The following is a 15,810-nucleotide window of genomic DNA, read 5'->3' on the forward strand; positions in this document are numbered from 1 at the left end:
TTCTAGGAAGACTTTTCTTCTAGAAGGCTGGATTTTTAAAGTGTAGCAAAAGTGGTCACGATGCGTTGACAAACCTCTTCCAATACTGACTTCGGCATGGCTACATTGAGGCGGGCATGAAGAGTTCCCTTCTCCCCAAAGTCCAAACCTCGGTTGAGGATGACCTTGGCTTCATTCTTCAAAAGCTCTTGCAAGCGGTCATCCGTTAGGTCATAGGCTGAAAAATCAAGCCAGATCAAGTAGGTACCTTGTGGTTTCATGACCTTAATCTTGGTTTCGTTGCCCAAAACATCCACTACATAGTTAATGTGGTCCTCGATGACTTCTTTTAACTCTCCTAACCAGTCCTTGCCATAACGGTAGGCAGCTTCTGTCGCCAAATAGCCCAAGCCTGAGATTTCATGCTGGTTATTGGCCAACTGGCGTTTCTGGAAAGCAACTCGAAGCTTTGGATTTTCAATAACTGCATAGGAATTCTTGGTCCCAGCAATATTAAAGGTTTTAGTGGCACTACTCAAGATAAGGGCAAAGTCTTTAAAAGCAGGATCAATGGTATTGAAAGACTGGTGCTTGTGACCAAAGAGGGCCAAATCTTGGTGAATCTCATCTGAAACCAACAAGACACCGTGTTTTTGGCAGAGATGACCAATCTTTTCTAACACTTCCTTTTCCCAAATACGTCCACCAGGATTGTGAGGATTGCAAAGGATATAAAGCTTCACATCCTCTTCCACCATATCCTTCTCCAACTGGTCAAAGTCAATCTCAAACAGACCATTCTTTTCCACCAAAGAATTGGTAATCAATCGGCGATTGTTCAGTTTGACACTGCGGGCAAACGGTGGATAGACTGGTGTGTTAATCAGAACAGCTTCTCCTTCTTTTGTAAAGGCTTGAATGGCTGTTGAAATAGCTGGTACCACTCCCTCGATAAAGACGAGAGCATCTTTGTCAAAGTGATAACCGTGTTGGCTGGCTTCCCATTCTTGAACCGACTCAATCAAAGCGTCGCTTGCATAAGTATAGCCATAGACCAACTGATCTGCGTAGGCTTGTACAGCTTGTCGAACTTCAGGCAAGACTACAAAGTCCATATCCGCTATCCAAGCTGGTAGAACTTCTAGATCAGCTTCTGCCTCTTTCCATTTATAGGTATGATGCCCAAAACGATTGGGCAGGCTTGTAAAATCATATTTTCCCATATCTGTCTTATCCTTCCAAGGCTTGGCGCAAGTCCGCAATCAAATCTCTAGCATCTTCAATCCCAATAGACAAGCGTAAGAGGTCATCTGTTAAGCCATAGGAATGGCGCACTTCTGCTGGAATATCCGCATGAGTCTGAGTTGTCGGATAGGTGATCAGACTCTCCACTCCACCCAAACTTTCTGCAAATGAGAAGACCTTTAAGCTATTTAAAATATGAGGAATACGCTTTTCATCCACTACTTTAAAGGAAATCATCCCCCCGCGACCAGTATAGAGAACTTCCTTAACTGCTGCAGAATCCTTCAAAAAGTCAACCACTTCTTGGGCATTGGCTGTTGAGCGTTCCATACGAAGAGACAAGGTCTTGAGACCACGAATCAATTGATAACTGTCAAATGGTGACAAGACTGCTCCTGTCGTATTGAGATTGTAGAAAAGCTTCTCGTATAGTTCTAAACTATTGGTCACAACCACTCCAGCCAAGACATCATTGTGGCCTGCTAGATACTTAGTTGCTGAATGCAGAACGATATCCGCTCCATCTTCAATTGGACGTTGGTAAATCGGACTATAGAAGGTATTGTCCACCACCACTTTGGCACCCTTAGCATGAGCCAATTTTGCTAGTTTTTCAATATCAAATTCCAACATCAAAGGGTTGGTTGGGGTTTCGATATAGAGAATATCCACATCTTTCTCTAACTCGGCAATCAATTCTTCTTCTGTATTGGCATAGGCAAAATGAAAACGACCTTCCTGCTCGACTTGGTTGAACCAACGGAAAGAACCACCATAAAGGTCACGCACTGCTAGGATCTTACTTCCTACCGGAAAGACACTAAAGGCCAGTACAATCGCGGCCATACCTGAGCTCGTTGCTAGGGCGTAGTCTGCCGATTCGATCGCAGCCAAGACTTCCTCCGCCTTACTCCGAGTTGGGTTTTTAGTGCGAGTGTAGTCAAATCCCGTAGACTGGCCAAACTCTGGATGCTGATAAGTTGTTGAAAAATGAAGCGGAGTTACCAAGGCACCTGTTGCCTTATCTGACTTGATTCCCGCCTGGGCCAAAATTGTGTTCATGTGTCGTTCTTTGCTCATACAATACCTCCAAATCTATAGTAACTATTGTATCATTTATTTTCTCCAACTCATTTTCTTCTTTTCAAGAGCTAGTTATAGTTTCAAACTATACAAAAACGATAGTTCCTTGAGAAACTATCGTTTTTCCTGTTGAATAGACTGGTTATTTAACGTGTTTTGCCAGTTCTTCTTGGGCTTTTTTATTTGATTCTTCTTTTTCTTTCTGCCATTTTTCTTTAGCTTTTTCATACTCATCAGTCGTTACAGTCTTATCTTGCAACTTGAGGTATTTGTATGATTCGACACCCTTATTTCCAGCTTGTGAGAATGGCGCTGAGAATGGAACTGTCTTTCTCAAGCCAGGTGTTCCACCTTGGGAAACGTTTGGAATTGCAAGGGCGCTATCAACGAGCCAAGCTTGAATTTCAGCATATTTTTCATAACGTTTTGCTGGGTCTTGCTCCTTGTTCGCTTCTTCCAACATTTGAGTGTAAGTATCCAGACCAACTGCCTTAGCCTTGTCATTAACCTCACCTGGTTCTAGACCGAGGTTTTGCAACATACCGCCGTTATTGACATTTAGGATATCTAGATAGCTTGATGGATCCAAGTAGTCCGCACTCCAACCACCATTATAGATATCAAAGTCTTTTTGAGCTGCAGTTTGAGCGAGGTAGCTAGAATTATCGTAGTCATCTGTTGATAATTGTTGGATATCGATAACCACATTCTCAGCTCCGAGAACAGATTCGATGGATTGTTTCAAAGAGCTCGTTTCAAGTACACCTTTTTTAGCTGATTGGTCTACAGATACATCCAAGTGGATTGGGAATTGTACACCCTTAGCTTCCAATTCTTTCTTGGCTTCCGCAAATTTAGCTTTAGCCTTGTCAGGATTGTAGTATGGATCTTGCGCATCTGCAAAATTGATTCCTTGCCATTCTTGGCCATAGTTGACCATCTTTTCTGAAACAACATCGCCAAAGTCTTTTCCGTTGATACTTACAAATGTAGGAGGTACAACCAAGTTACGAATAATCTTCGTTGCTCCGTCCTCCCCTTGTGATTGTGCTCCATAGGCTGTACGGTTATAAGCATAGTTGAAGGCTTGACGGAAGTTTTTATTCAGAACTGCTTCTTGGGTTGATTTCTTTTCGATATCAGAGGACTTAGAAGTGAAGTTATAAGATTTTCTGTCCAAGTTGAAGTTCAAGTAATAAGAAGTTGCATTTTGCATACTATAGATGATGTTATCCTTGTTCTTCTCTTTAATTCCTTCAAAGCTTGAGCTATTTGGATAGAGACGCGCGTAGCTATAGACTCCTTCTACAAAGTTACGTGCTAGTGCATCTTGGTCACTACCATCATAATAGGCCAATTTCACATCATCCACAAAGACATTTTTTTCATCCCAGTAGTTGGGATTTTTCTTGAATTCGATAACAGATTTTGAAACAAAAGATTTCATTAAGAAAGGTCCATTGTACAAAATACTAGAAGGGTCTACCTTAGCAAAATCATCCCCTTTTGATTTCAGGAAGTCCGCATTGACAGGGAAGAGAATGGTTGAAGTTGTTTTAGAGTTCCAATAAGGTTCTGGACGTGTCAAAGTGTACTGAACTGTTTGGTCATCAATCGCCTTAACACCGACAGTTGAAAAGTCAGTTGTTTTACCGTTGATATAATCATCCAAACCAGCTACAGAGTCTTGAACCAGGTACAAGGCTTCGGATTTTTTATCAGCAGCATATTTCAACCCAGTGACAAAATCTTGCGCCGTTACGGGGGCATATTCTTCACCCTCATAGGTATACCATTTTGCATCCTTACGCAATTTGTAAGTATAGGTCAAACCGTCCTGAGAAACAGTCCAATCCTCTGCCAACGATGGAACATAGTTACCGTATTGGTCATTTTCCATCAATCCATCTACCAAATTAGTAACGATGTCGTTGGTTGTTGCACGGTTTTCTGCAAGATAGTTCAAACTAGATGGATCGCTCGAATAAACATAGTTATATGTTTTAGAAGAACTAGTTGAGTTTCCACATGCGCTCAGTAAGATACCTGCGCTTAACACGACACTTGCAAGTGTCAGATACTTGGCCTTAGACTTTTTCATTTCCAGAACCTCCTGTTTTAAAGATTTGTCTTATTATACAGCTTTGGTTTTATTTAGTCAAGTGATTTCTGAAGAAAAACTTAAAAAACATATTTTTCTACTCTTAATTTTAGAAAAAGTTCTCCTTTTTTAAGAAAAATGTACTATAAAAACCTTTCTATTATAGAAAGGTTAATTCATTGCTTTTATTTATAAATCTTCTTACGATATTTTCAATCTTGTCCGTAGTCGGTCCGCTTGGGCTTTACCTATTATCTTGTCTAAAAGTCGTGTCCGTAGGCTCATCAAACCATAGAGACCTCCTCCAAGACCTCCGATGAGAGCTACGTAAAGGAAACTCCAGAGACGTCCACTTGGCTGGAAGACAAAACCGAGTAGCCATTGTAAGAAGCCAACTAAGATAAACATAACCAAGGTCAAGATGGTAATCAAAATGGTCCGCTTCAATATAATCTTTCGACGAGCACCCGTTACCTGGCAGATGTCTCGGTACATCAAGACATTGGGAATGATTAGTCCGATGGTCGTTGAAATCAAGGGACCGTAGCTGTGGAAAATAGCAATACTTGGAAGTTGCAAGACGAGCTTGGCAAGGGAACCATAGACAAAGTAAAGAACTGCCTTGCGGTTGCGGAACATGGCCTGAAGCATAGGAGACAAGACCATATACAAGCCTAGGATAGTAGACTGCAAAACTGCAAAGACAAATAAGCCCATGGCCAGACTATCTGGCTTACCGTAAAAGACTGTATAAAGAGGCTCCCCTACCATGACCACTCCAACCGTTGCCGGCAGTAGAAATAAGAAGAGCATGGTGAGGCTATCTTGGACTAGGCGAGCCGCCGCCTGCAAGTCACCTTTTACATAGTTTTCCGTCAATAGTGGCAAGCCGACACTCCCAATCGAAACTCCTACAGAGATTAAAATCATGGTAATTTTATTCGGATTGGCAGAGAAATAAGAAAACATAACAACCAAGTCTTCGTTGCTATAGTTGGTAAACCACTTCATACTATTGATAAAAGTCATCTGGTCTAAAATCTGGAAGAGCTGAATGGCCGATCCTGTCAGGATAAAGGGAATGGCTTCCTTGATGGTATCGACTAAGAGTCGCTTACTATTGATCTTATCCCGTGTTTCAAAGACTCTCTTAAGCAAACCTTCTTGGGCAAGAAAATAAATCAAAACTGCAAAACTTGCCACCATCCCCACAAAGGCCGCAAAGGTCGATTGGGTAACGGCTGATAGGTAGTCACCAGAACCCATCTTCATAATGAAGAAGGTCGCCAACAACATCCAGATAACACGGATTACCTGCTCAGCGATTTGGCTCATAGCATAGGGTTTCAGATTGTTCATCCCTTGGAAGAAGCCCCGGATGACACTCATAGATGGGAAAATCAAGACCGCCCAAGCCAAACTCTGCATGATGGGAATCAGGTCTTTCCCCACACCTGACAAATCTGCTAACCAGGGAGAAAAGAGATACAAGACCAAAGCAAAGACTAAGCCCAAGCCCGTCATAAAGCTTAGGAAACTCCGAATCAAGGCAAAGCTGTGCTCTTCTTCTCGCATGGTATTGTACTTAGCCACTTGTTTGGCGACTGCAACTGGGATACCCGCTGTCGAAATCAGCAAGAACCAGGCGTAAATATTGTAGCCCATGGTAAAGAGTCCATTTGCCTTAGCAGCATAGGTCCCCATCCAGATATACCAGGGAATAATGTAGATTGCCCCAAGGAGGCGACTAATAAAGTTACTAGCTGTTAGCCAAGCAGTCCCTCGCAACATCTGGGCTTGCTGGTGATTGTTTTCGTTAGACATAGCTTCCTCATTCAATTTTAATAACTAGGAAATTTTCCTCATCTTCCATTATAAACTTTTCCTTGTTACTTGTAAAATTCAGACTTTCGGTTTACAATAGAAAGTATGATAAAGATTGAAACCGTATTAGATGTATTAAAGAAAGATGGTCTCTTCCGCGAGATTATCGACCAAGGACACTACCACTACAACTACAGTGAAGTTGTTTTTGACAGCATCAGTTACGACAGCCGAAAAGTAAAAGAAGGCACTCTTTTTTTTGCAAAAGGCGCTGCCTTTAAAAAAGAATACCTTCTTTCTGCTATAAGTCAGGGCTTAGCCTGGTACGTCTCCGAAAAGGACTACGAAGTCGGTATCCCTGTCATCGTTGTGAACGATATCAAGAAAGCCATGAGTTTGATTGCTATGGAATTTTATGGTAATCCACAAGAAAAACTCAACATTCTCGCTTTCACAGGGACAAAAGGAAAGACAACATCTGCTTACTTTGCATACCACATTCTATCTCAACGCTACCCAACAGCTCTCTTGTCAACTATGAACACAACTCTGGATGGCAAGACCTTCTTTAAATCTTCCTTCTCAACGCCTGAAAATATCGATCTTTTCGACATGATGGCTCAGGCTGTTAAGAATGGTAGAACCCATCTTGTAATGGAAGTCTCTAGCCAAGCCTATCTTGTTCATCGAGTATATGGTCTGACCTTTGATGTAGGTGTCTTTCTTAACATCACTCCTGACCATATCGGTCCGATTGAGCATCCTAGCTTTGAAGACTACTTCTATCACAAACGTCTCTTAATGAAAAATAGCCGAGCAGTTGTCATTAACAGCGACATGAACCACTTTTCTGTGCTAAAAGAACAAGTGGAACAGCAAGAGCATGACTTCTATGGTAGCCAGTCAAGCAACCAAATCGAGAACTCCAAAGCCTTTAGCTTTTCCGCTACAGGTAAACTCGCTGGTGATTATGATATTCAACTCATTGGCCACTTTAACCAAGAAAATGCAGTTGCTGCAGGACTTGCCTGTCTTCGTCTAGGTGCTAGTCTCGAAGATATCAAAAAAGGAATCGCTGCAACCCGCGTTCCTGGACGTATGGAAGTCCTGACTCAGAAAAATGGAGCCAAGGTCTTCATCGACTATGCCCATAACGGTGACAGCCTGAAGAAACTGATCTCTGTTGTTGAAACTCATCAAACTGGAAAAATTGCTCTGGTTCTCGGTTCGACTGGAAACAAGGGTGAAAGTCGTCGCAAAGACTTTGGACTCCTTCTCAATCAACATCCTGAGATTCAAATCTTTCTCACTGCTGATGATCCCAATTATGAAGATCCAATGGCCATTGCTGAAGAAATCAGCAGCTATATCAGTCATCCTGTTGAAAAGATTGCCGATCGCGAACAAGCCATCAAGGCGGCGATGGCCATCACAAATCAAGAACTCGATGCTGTGATTATTGCAGGCAAGGGAGCTGATTGTTACCAAATCGTCCAAGGAAAGAAAGAAGACTATCCTGGAGACGCAGCTATCGCAGAACGTTATCTATAAAAAAATCAAGGGAACTATTCCCTTGATTTTTTTAGTCTTCTTTCTTAAAAGAGTTTTTAAGACCTTCAACGGCACCTTCTACAGCACCTTTAGCATCTTCAACAACTTCTTTTGCTTTGGCAACTGTTTTTTCTACAGTACCTTCTGCTTCTGTCTTGCTATCACCAGTAACTTTACCAAATCCTTCTTTGATAGCACCAGTTGCTTGTTCCAATTTATTTTCAAGTGACATAGCTCTGTCTCCTTTTGTTTTAATACGACAATGGTTATCGCTTACATTCAGTTTATGCTCATTCTTTAGCAAAGTCAAACAATCTGCTCAAAAGCAAACAATCAAGACAAATAGAAAGACAAACGTTCCTTATCAAAATCAACAGCCAACTCATACTTCCCTTCTTCGTTTTGAACAATATAACCCAAGACGACTAAACTGTCCACAAAGATATCATGCCTTTTCTGCATGAGCTGGTCCTTTTTGAGGAATTTGAGTAAAAAAGTCGTCATATACTTGAGAGCATACTCAGGATTGACATCTCCCAAAATGGTATAGAGTTCCTGCTGTTTTTCTGTCAAAGGATATTGATTCTTTACCTTGTAGAAATAATTAGACAGGGTCATTTTTTCTCTGGCAAAATCCGTAGATTCGACTAAAATGGCTGCATTGGTTTGATTGCGCAATTCCGTCTCAAAAGTCTTCTCTAACAATGCTTGATAGACTGGACTATCCTCTCTGACAAAAATCTCTTGGTCAAGGGATAGATTGTCTATCGATTCTAGAAAAGGGAGATTGAGGGAATAGCGTTTGTTTTCCCTTAGGATCAAGCCTGCCTTTATATACTCTTCCATCAGTTTATCAATTGCCACATCTGGAAACTGAGCCTTGATTTCCCGGAGGATTACATCATCATGCTGATCCAAATAGTCCACCAAATCTATAAAAAATGGCTGTCGAGTCAAACGAGAGGAATTAAAAATCTGAATCATGAAGATTCCTTTCTTTACATTCTAAAAGAGGTGATGCCGCTAACTGACTGGGATTGGTCCCCGGCTGATTCAGAGGCACAGGAAGTTCGAGTTTCCTATAATATTCTCTCCAAAAATCACTAATCTCCTGCTCTCCATCCCCAAATTTCATCGGAATGGTCTCAAAAATAGGAAGAATTTCCGCAATATACTGGGAGCAGTAAAAGCCAGACCCATCTGGATAAAAAGAGGCATTATAGGGTGCACCTAAATGTTTGCTAGCTCTTTTCTTTACCAAGTCAGCTTCCAGCTCTGAATAGACATAAAGGTCATAGAGATGAGTCGGTTCAAAAAATTCTGCTGGGTCTTGACAAATGACACCTGTTTGCCCACTAGCATGATAGATCAAACCGTCTAAAAAGATAGCTACATGACTATAGTTCCCAGTCGAAGCTTGGATAGCCTGCCCCATATCTGAAAGATCCTTCACAAAAATCAAGTCACCGTTTGCTAACATCTTTCTCTCCTAGAAAAAAAGGAGCCGAAACCCCTTTAGCTATAAGGAAACTAACGTCTCCTCATTTCAATTATCACTCAGACTATTAGGCATTAAAGCTTTCTGTCAACTGAGGCACCACTTGTTTCTTACGTGAAACAGCACCTGGAAGGAAAGCGTGGTTATTTTCAAGTTTAAAGTTGAAGGCAGCTTCGACCTTGTCCATGTTTGATCCAAGAGCAAGGATTTCTGAGTTTGAGTTGACGATGTCTGTAATCATCAAGACAAAGTCAGAGTAGCCGTCTGCTGCATTAGCCGCTTGCATTGCTGCTTCGATTTCAGCTTGGCGTTCCAAGACTTCAGCAATATCAACTGTGTTAACCTGAGCAACACGAACCTTATTTCCGTTGAGTTCAAAAGTCTTAGCATCGATGTCAATCAATTCTTCAGCAGATTTACTAGCCAAGTTTGTACCAGCTTTCAGCATAGCAAGACCGTACTCTTCCAAGTTGACACCTGCTAATTCTGCCAATTCAGGAGCAATGACTTTATCAGATGGGTGAGTTGTTGGTGATTTCAAAAGAAGGGTATCTGAAATCAAACCTGAAAGCATCAAACCAGCAATCTCTTTAGGAACTGCTACTCCGTGTTCTTTGAACATGCGGTAAACGATTGAAGACGCAGATCCAACTGGTTCCAAACGCATGTAGAGTGGGCTTGCAGTTTCAAAGTTAGCTACACGGTGGTGGTCTACAACACCATAAACTTCTACTTCAGCGATATCTGAAACAGATTGTTGGAATTCATTGTGGTCAGTCAAAATAACCTGCTCTGCACCTTCTGCTTTAGCTGATGTGATGACGCGCGGTGCTTCTACACCAAAATAGTTCAAAACAAAGGCTGTTTCTTCATTAGGAGTTCCAAGTGCTACTGCTTCTGTTTCCAATCCATAAGCCTCTTTTGCAAGATAAGCAAAGGCTACAGATGACCCGATGGCATCTGAGTCTGGATTTTGGTGACCAAATACTAGAATCTTAGACATGATAATACCTCTTTAAATTTATTCATCTTATTTTAGCATTTTTTTCCTCTTTTGACAAAAGTAAGAGGAGTCAAAGGACTCCTCGTTAGACATCAATATGGTTGATTAGATTTTTCTCTTGATTTTCGAATAAAAATCGTTCTTTCTGTGGACGTTTCTTTCGTTTGAGAAGAACCTCTGCTGACATGGCTTCTTCCTTGCTAGCAAAGCCCTCTACATAGATGAGTTTAACTGGCAAGCGAGCTCGGGTATACTTGGCACCCTTACCACTATTATGAACGGAAAGGCGTTTCTTCACATCTGTCGTGTAACCAGTATAGTAAGAACCATCACGGCACTCCACCACATACATATAGGCCTTATGATCCATAGTAAATCTCTTGAATTTCTGGCGTGTAGGAACCATCATCATTGTGAACAATGAGTGGTGGCAAGACCTTGAAGCCGCTCGTTGATCCATCCTTAATAGCTTCGATTAAAAGCATATTGGCTTCCTTTTCTCGTTTAGGATAGACAAATTGCAGGCGCTTCGGAGCCAAATTATGGCGCTGAAGCATATCTAAGATATCCAAAAGCCGATCTGGACGATGAACCATAGCCAAACGGCCATTAGACTTGAGAATACTCTGGGCGCTCCGACAGATTTCTTCTAGATTAGTTGTAATTTCATGTCTAGCTAAAAGGTAGTGTTCACTCTCGTTGAGATTGGAATGCGGATCCACCTTAAAATAAGGCGGATTACACAAGATCATATCCACCTTACTTCCCTGAATGTGGGCAGGCATATTTTTCAAATCATCGCAGATGACCCGCATCTGCTCTTCCAAGCCATTCAACTGAACCGAACGCTCTGCCATATCCGCCAAACGCTCCTGAATCTCTACAGAGAGAATTTTTGCCTTGGTACGACTACTTGCAAAAAGTCCAACTGCACCATTTCCAGCACAAAAGTCCACAATTAAACCCCGTTTAGGGAAGCGAGGAAAGCGTGATAAGAGAACACTATCCACCGAATAGCTAAACACCTCTCTATTTTGGATGATCTTGATATCTGTTGAAAAGAGCTGATTGATTCGCTCTCCTGATTTTAATAATTGTTCTTCTTTCATACTTTTATTATATCAAACCATGTTAACATTACAAATGATTTAGATAATCATATTTACGGCTTCTTTTTTAAATGCTCTAAAGCTTCACGCGTCCAAACAGGCATCATTCGAGCAAGTGGCGCAAAACCGTGCTTGATCCGATCATTTGAAAAACGTCTCCGTCTTGGCAATTGATGTTTTTCTTCCTCCAAAGTACGGATAGAAAGACTAGCTTTTCCAGTGTATTCGTCAAAATCCACCACCTGTACTTGAACTTCATCACCAATTTTTAAAATATCATAGATATTCTCAATAAATCCCGTCCGGATTTCTGAGATGTGAATCAGCCCTGTCACCCCTGTCTCTAACTCGACAAAGGCACCATAGGGCTGAATTCCTGTAATACGCCCGTTTAGCTTATCACCTATTTTCATCCTAGTCCTCAATTTCAATCGTTTCAATTACTACATCTTCAACTGGTTTATCCATCGCTCCAGTCTCAACAGATGCAATGGTATCTAAGACAGCAAAAGATTCAGCATCTATCAATTGCCCAAAAACAGTATGGCGGCGGTCAAGGTGAGGAGTTCCTCCTTGCTCTGCATAAATCTCAGCGATTGGTTCAGGCCAACCACCACGCGCAATCTCTTTCTTAGAGTATGGCAAGTGTTGATTTTGAACGATAAAGAACTGGCTTCCATTGGTATTTGGACCCGCATTGGCCATAGAAAGGGCACCACGGATATTATAAAGTTCTTCAGAAAATTCATCTTCAAAAGAGTCGCCGTAGATTGATTCTCCCCCCATACCAGTACCAGTTGGGTCTCCACCTTGGATCATAAAGTCCTTGATAATGCGGTGGAAAATCACACCATCATAGTAACCGTCTTTTGACAGAGCAACAAAGTTGGCTACTGTTTTGGGAGCCTGCTCAGGGAAAAGCTTGATACGCAAGTCTCCGTGATTTGTCTTAATAGTCGCCAACGGACCTTCTACTGTTTCAATGTCTACTTGTGGGAAATGCAATTCTTTTTCTACCATACCAAATCCTTCTAAGGCATCAAAAATGCCATCTTCTTCTACTGTTTTTGTAATATAATCTGCTTTTTCTTTGATTTTTTCGTGAGAAACCGCCATGGCGACACTAATCCCTGCATAATCAAAGAGTTCCAAGTCATTGAGACCATCCCCAAAGACCATAACATTCTCTGGTTTCAAGCCTAAGTGCTCCACCACCTTGGCTACGCCTGTGGCTTTTGAACCTGAAATAGGCACGATATCTGATGAATGTTCATGCCAACGCACCATGCGAAGTTTACCAGAGAGACTATCTGGTAACCGTAAGTCATCCCCTTTATCTTCAAAGCTCCACATCTGGTAAATATCTGCTTTTTCATGGAAGTTAGGATCCACATCTAAGTTTGGATAAATCGGGTCAATAGCTTCACTGATCAGTTCTGTTCGAGTAGAAAGTTTGGCGTCATGACTACCAACCAAGCCGTACTCAATTTCCTCCCGCTTAGTCCAAGAAATGAACTCCTCAACATCTGACTTGTCAATCTGATGTTGATAAATGACCTGGCCTTTTTTATCTTCGATATAAGCCCCATTTAAGGTTACAAAAAAGTCCGGTTTGAGCTCACGAATCTCTGGAACAACACCGAAAATACCACGTCCAGAGGCGATTCCTGTTAAAATTCCTTTTTCACGCAACTGTTTAAAGACAGTGGGAATTGTAGCTGGAATAAAAGCTGTCTTTGACGTACGCAAGGTATCGTCGATATCAAAAAAGACGATTTTAATCTTCTTTGCCTTGTATTTTAATTTCGCATCCATCTCTCTACCTCTTTTTTATCACTCCTTTCATTATACCATAAACCTTAGGAAATTCCTTTTTTGAAAAAAGATGAAAATCCTATCAAAAAGAGAGCCAGCAAAACTAGCCCTCTCTTTTCATCCTAGAACATCTCTAGAGCAATCATGGTAATCATCGTTGCATCATAGTAGTTGTCCAAAGGTAAATTTTGTGTGAAAATGTATTTATTTTGCTGAAGAAGTTTCAGATAACCTTCTCCCTTGTCAGACGCATAGGTAATCGGTGCCAGAAAGCTACCTGCCTGGTATTGATTGAGGGCAGTTCCATTCATGTCATAACCAGAATAAATGCGTTGTTCTTTCATAAAGAAATCCATCATCTTTTGAACGAGTTTTTGACTTCTTTCGTCTTGGCTTTGAGATAAGTGATAAGGCAAGCGACAAGCATTATAAGAATACGCCCCATCATATTGAGATTCAATAGTATTTGCTTTAGCAACACGCGCACCTGACTTCTCTACCCAGATAAAGTCTGGCAAGAGACCTGTCTCAGATTGAGAACTAATTTGCTCTAATTGCCCAAGCATTTTATCCTTAATATCTAGCCATTGTTTATCACCAGTTAGATTATAAAATACTTGGAAATAATGAGGTAGTGCATCAGATGTTCTCATCAGATAGTAAAAATCTGAATTTTTTTGGGCCCAATTTCCTACTTTTAGGACACCAGTCTTCTCATTATAATTGAATCGAAGAATATCAATCAAGATACTTTTGGCTTGTCCTTCATATTCCTGAGCCTTATCTGGCCACTGCTTGGCAGCTTCAATCAAAGAATAAGCGATGTAGAGATCTCCATCAGTTGCGTTTTGCTTCTCAACCGTTTCGCTACCATTTGTGATCACTTGCTTCCAAGACATCAACTGCGTTCCCTCGATACGATGATTTTGGTAATAGCGATAAAGGCTATCAAAATTTGCTTGTGTTGCTTGCCCTTTTTGGGCTGCTAAAACCGTTATGAGCATGCCGTAACTTTGGGCTTCAGATAGAACTGTTGTTCCCTCCGAATCACTCGTCGTACGGACATAGGACTGATTTCCCTTAGTCACAAGAAACTGTTGGCTCCATTGGCGGTAAATACGATTTCGCATCTCGATTTTACTCCTTCCCCTTGCCAAAAACAAGGTTAAACAAGAGATAGAAAGAATGAGCACAAACCAGACATATTTTAATTTATTCGTTTTCATAGAATCTCCTATCCTGCAAATCGCTTGGTTTTAACCCACTTGGTTTCTTTTCGGCGGAGTACTTTGTCCAGCACGATTGAAGAAATGGAATCAATGGATACAACGATAAACATCTGTGCGTAAGAGAAATAGGCTACCAAGGCTAACCAGATTTGTTTTTTCGTCGCTTGTCCAAATTGACTTGCTAATGCCGTCATAATTTGCATCAAATAGAGACCAATCATGAGAATCCAGTTGAAGAGCATGAGCTGGGCGATGTAGATATTATCCGCATCAAAAGCAAATGGAATTCTGACATCTGGTAAGAAAAGACTAAGACAGATCGCTAGCACATTCGCTAGGAAAATCAAATCCGATAGGACAATGGCAAAGTTAAACCAAAAGAAAACACAAGAATAGTTAAAGACTTCTAGTTTAACGCGCCAGTTTGCTCTGCCAAATAAATGCTTAAAATTTGAGAGAACAACTTCGTAGTTTCCTTTAGCCCAACGTTTTCGTTGCATATAGTAACTCTTTAAAGTCTCAGGTTCTTGTTGGAAAGCCTCTGAGTTATAAGCAAGGGCGATCAATTTACCACTCTGCATGATTTTAAAAGAAATATCGGTATCCTCAGTCAAGGCACCATTTTTCCAACCACCGATACTCTTTACAAAGTCGGTTTGAATGATAAAGTTGGTTCCTGGGATACGACCAATTTTAAAGAGATGCCACATCCCAACATGGTGCACCCGCTGGGTAACAACGATTTCCTGGTTGATACAACGAGTCAAAAAATTTTGATTGGCATTTCGAGTCTTGTTGCGACCAAAAGATGCCACATGACGTTCTGGGTCCTTTATCACTTCTTTGACAAGGAAATAAAGGGCATTTTTTTCAGGCATGGCATCTGCATCATAAACACAGATGTATTCACCTCTTGCCATCTCTAAGGCATCGTTTAGAACGCCCGCTTTTCCTCCCGTACCAGTACGGTCGATAATAGTCAGATTTCTTCCTGCATATTCAGGCATAGCTTGTACAGACAAACATTCTGCATAGGTGTTATCCGAACAGTTATCCGCAAATAGAAGCAACTCCACACGGTCGTGAGGATAATTCATATCCAATATAGCTTTTGCCGTTTGGGCAATAACCACATCCTCATTATGAGCAGGAACAACAATGGTAACCTTAGGATAATAAGGTCGTGGCGAAGTGTCTACACGAAAATCACTGTGCTTAAACCAAAAGTGCACTGCTGAAAAGAGAATTACCAAACCCCAAGCCAGAGAAATCCAAATAGTAAGCAGGGTAAAAATCATTAACATTTGACTAATCATGATTCACCGCCTTAAAATTTTTGTTCACTCGATGGTAAAGAATACTGTATGCAATAA

General features: G+C 41.2%; 15 protein-coding genes. 1 reads left to right on the top strand and 14 read right to left on the bottom strand.

The annotated features are described in order from the left end of the window. Positions 1-35 precede the first annotated feature (35 nt). The 4 genes from M9H69_RS06700 to M9H69_RS06715 form a co-directional block, all read right to left on the bottom strand. A complete protein-coding gene (locus M9H69_RS06700) occupies positions 36-1,202 on the bottom strand; it encodes a MalY/PatB family protein (RefSeq protein ID WP_250315164.1) in 1,167 nt (388 codons plus the stop codon). Between the two features lie 7 nt (positions 1,203-1,209). Further along, on the bottom strand, positions 1,210-2,304 hold the full coding sequence (locus M9H69_RS06705; RefSeq protein ID WP_250315165.1) for a cystathionine gamma-synthase: 1,095 nt from the start codon (positions 2,302-2,304) through the stop codon (positions 1,210-1,212). Positions 2,305-2,449: 145 nt separating this feature from the next. Further along, positions 2,450-4,408, bottom strand: a complete 1,959-nt coding sequence (locus tag M9H69_RS06710; RefSeq protein WP_250315166.1) for a peptide ABC transporter substrate-binding protein — start codon at positions 4,406-4,408, stop codon at positions 2,450-2,452. 201 nt (positions 4,409-4,609) lie between these two features. Next, complete coding sequence (locus tag M9H69_RS06715; RefSeq protein ID WP_250315167.1) at positions 4,610-6,232, bottom strand: putative polysaccharide biosynthesis protein; 1,623 nt, start codon at positions 6,230-6,232, stop codon at positions 4,610-4,612. Positions 6,233-6,337: 105 nt separating this feature from the next. Here M9H69_RS06715 and M9H69_RS06720 point away from each other — a divergent pair, with 105 nt between their 5' ends. Next, complete coding sequence (locus M9H69_RS06720; RefSeq protein WP_250315168.1) at positions 6,338-7,783, top strand: UDP-N-acetylmuramoyl-L-alanyl-D-glutamate--L-lysine ligase; 1,446 nt, start codon at positions 6,338-6,340, stop codon at positions 7,781-7,783. A 31-nt stretch (positions 7,784-7,814) separates the two neighbouring features. Here M9H69_RS06720 and M9H69_RS06725 read toward each other — a convergent pair whose 3' ends face one another. The 10 genes from M9H69_RS06725 to M9H69_RS06770 form a co-directional block, all read right to left on the bottom strand. Then, positions 7,815-8,015, bottom strand: a complete 201-nt coding sequence (locus M9H69_RS06725) for a CsbD family protein (protein WP_000051186.1) — start codon at positions 8,013-8,015, stop codon at positions 7,815-7,817. A 101-nt stretch (positions 8,016-8,116) separates the two neighbouring features. Continuing rightward, on the bottom strand, positions 8,117-8,767 hold the full coding sequence (locus M9H69_RS06730) for a DUF1803 domain-containing protein (RefSeq protein ID WP_250315169.1): 651 nt from the start codon (positions 8,765-8,767) through the stop codon (positions 8,117-8,119). After that, positions 8,751-9,263 (bottom strand): YiiX/YebB-like N1pC/P60 family cysteine hydrolase, encoded by a 513-nt coding sequence (locus M9H69_RS06735; protein WP_250315170.1) that lies wholly within the window; start codon positions 9,261-9,263, stop codon positions 8,751-8,753. The genes M9H69_RS06730 and M9H69_RS06735 overlap by 17 nt, the downstream gene beginning before the upstream one ends. 85 nt (positions 9,264-9,348) lie before the next feature. Next, positions 9,349-10,284: a manganese-dependent inorganic pyrophosphatase gene (locus tag M9H69_RS06740; protein WP_250315171.1), complete on the bottom strand. Its 936-nt coding sequence runs from the start codon at positions 10,282-10,284 to the stop codon at positions 9,349-9,351. A gap of 85 nt (positions 10,285-10,369) precedes the next feature. After that, on the bottom strand, positions 10,370-10,654 hold the full coding sequence (locus M9H69_RS06745; RefSeq protein ID WP_250315172.1) for a GIY-YIG nuclease family protein: 285 nt from the start codon (positions 10,652-10,654) through the stop codon (positions 10,370-10,372). Next, on the bottom strand, positions 10,644-11,393 hold the full coding sequence (locus M9H69_RS06750; RefSeq protein ID WP_195216773.1) for a tRNA1(Val) (adenine(37)-N6)-methyltransferase: 750 nt from the start codon (positions 11,391-11,393) through the stop codon (positions 10,644-10,646). Before M9H69_RS06750 ends, M9H69_RS06745 begins: the two co-directional genes overlap by 11 nt. Before the next feature lie 53 nt (positions 11,394-11,446). Then, complete coding sequence (locus tag M9H69_RS06755; protein ID WP_000689613.1) at positions 11,447-11,806, bottom strand: S1 RNA-binding domain-containing protein; 360 nt, start codon at positions 11,804-11,806, stop codon at positions 11,447-11,449. Position 11,807: 1 nt separating this feature from the next. Then, positions 11,808-13,208 carry a bifunctional Cof-type HAD-IIB family hydrolase/peptidylprolyl isomerase gene (locus tag M9H69_RS06760; RefSeq protein WP_250315173.1) on the bottom strand — a complete coding sequence of 467 codons (1,401 nt, stop codon included), beginning with the start codon at positions 13,206-13,208 and terminating at the stop codon, positions 11,808-11,810. A gap of 122 nt (positions 13,209-13,330) precedes the next feature. Then, positions 13,331-14,434 carry a glycosyl hydrolase family 8 gene (locus M9H69_RS06765; RefSeq protein ID WP_250315174.1) on the bottom strand — a complete coding sequence of 368 codons (1,104 nt, stop codon included), beginning with the start codon at positions 14,432-14,434 and terminating at the stop codon, positions 13,331-13,333. Between the two features lie 8 nt (positions 14,435-14,442). Next, positions 14,443-15,753, bottom strand: coding sequence for a glycosyltransferase family 2 protein (locus tag M9H69_RS06770; RefSeq protein ID WP_250315175.1), 1,311 nt, complete (start codon positions 15,751-15,753; stop codon positions 14,443-14,445). Positions 15,754-15,810: the final 57 nt, after the last annotated feature.

The sequence above is a fragment of the Streptococcus oralis genome (assembly GCF_023611505.1).
Classification (GTDB): domain Bacteria; phylum Bacillota; class Bacilli; order Lactobacillales; family Streptococcaceae; genus Streptococcus; species Streptococcus oralis_CT.

Coding starts and splice junctions, on each gene's coding strand:
- M9H69_RS06765 (WP_250315174.1), bottom strand. CDS start 14,434: ATGAAAACGAATAAATTAAAATATGTCTGGTTTGTGCTCATTCTTTCT.
- M9H69_RS06735 (WP_250315170.1), bottom strand. CDS start 9,263: ATGTTAGCAAACGGTGACTTGATTTTTGTGAAGGATCTTTCAGATATG.
- M9H69_RS06745 (WP_250315172.1), bottom strand. CDS start 10,654: ATGGATCATAAGGCCTATATGTATGTGGTGGAGTGCCGTGATGGTTCT.
- M9H69_RS06770 (WP_250315175.1), bottom strand. CDS start 15,753: ATGATTAGTCAAATGTTAATGATTTTTACCCTGCTTACTATTTGGATT.
- M9H69_RS06715 (WP_250315167.1), bottom strand. CDS start 6,232: ATGTCTAACGAAAACAATCACCAGCAAGCCCAGATGTTGCGAGGGACT.
- M9H69_RS06730 (WP_250315169.1), bottom strand. CDS start 8,767: ATGATTCAGATTTTTAATTCCTCTCGTTTGACTCGACAGCCATTTTTT.
- M9H69_RS06710 (WP_250315166.1), bottom strand. CDS start 4,408: ATGAAAAAGTCTAAGGCCAAGTATCTGACACTTGCAAGTGTCGTGTTA.
- M9H69_RS06725 (WP_000051186.1), bottom strand. CDS start 8,015: ATGTCACTTGAAAATAAATTGGAACAAGCAACTGGTGCTATCAAAGAA.
- M9H69_RS06740 (WP_250315171.1), bottom strand. CDS start 10,284: ATGTCTAAGATTCTAGTATTTGGTCACCAAAATCCAGACTCAGATGCC.
- M9H69_RS06700 (WP_250315164.1), bottom strand. CDS start 1,202: ATGGGAAAATATGATTTTACAAGCCTGCCCAATCGTTTTGGGCATCAT.
- M9H69_RS06750 (WP_195216773.1), bottom strand. CDS start 11,393: ATGAAAGAAGAACAATTATTAAAATCAGGAGAGCGAATCAATCAGCTC.
- M9H69_RS06705 (WP_250315165.1), bottom strand. CDS start 2,304: ATGAGCAAAGAACGACACATGAACACAATTTTGGCCCAGGCGGGAATC.
- M9H69_RS06760 (WP_250315173.1), bottom strand. CDS start 13,208: ATGGATGCGAAATTAAAATACAAGGCAAAGAAGATTAAAATCGTCTTT.
- M9H69_RS06755 (WP_000689613.1), bottom strand. CDS start 11,806: ATGAAAATAGGTGATAAGCTAAACGGGCGTATTACAGGAATTCAGCCC.
- M9H69_RS06720 (WP_250315168.1), top strand. CDS start 6,338: ATGATAAAGATTGAAACCGTATTAGATGTATTAAAGAAAGATGGTCTC.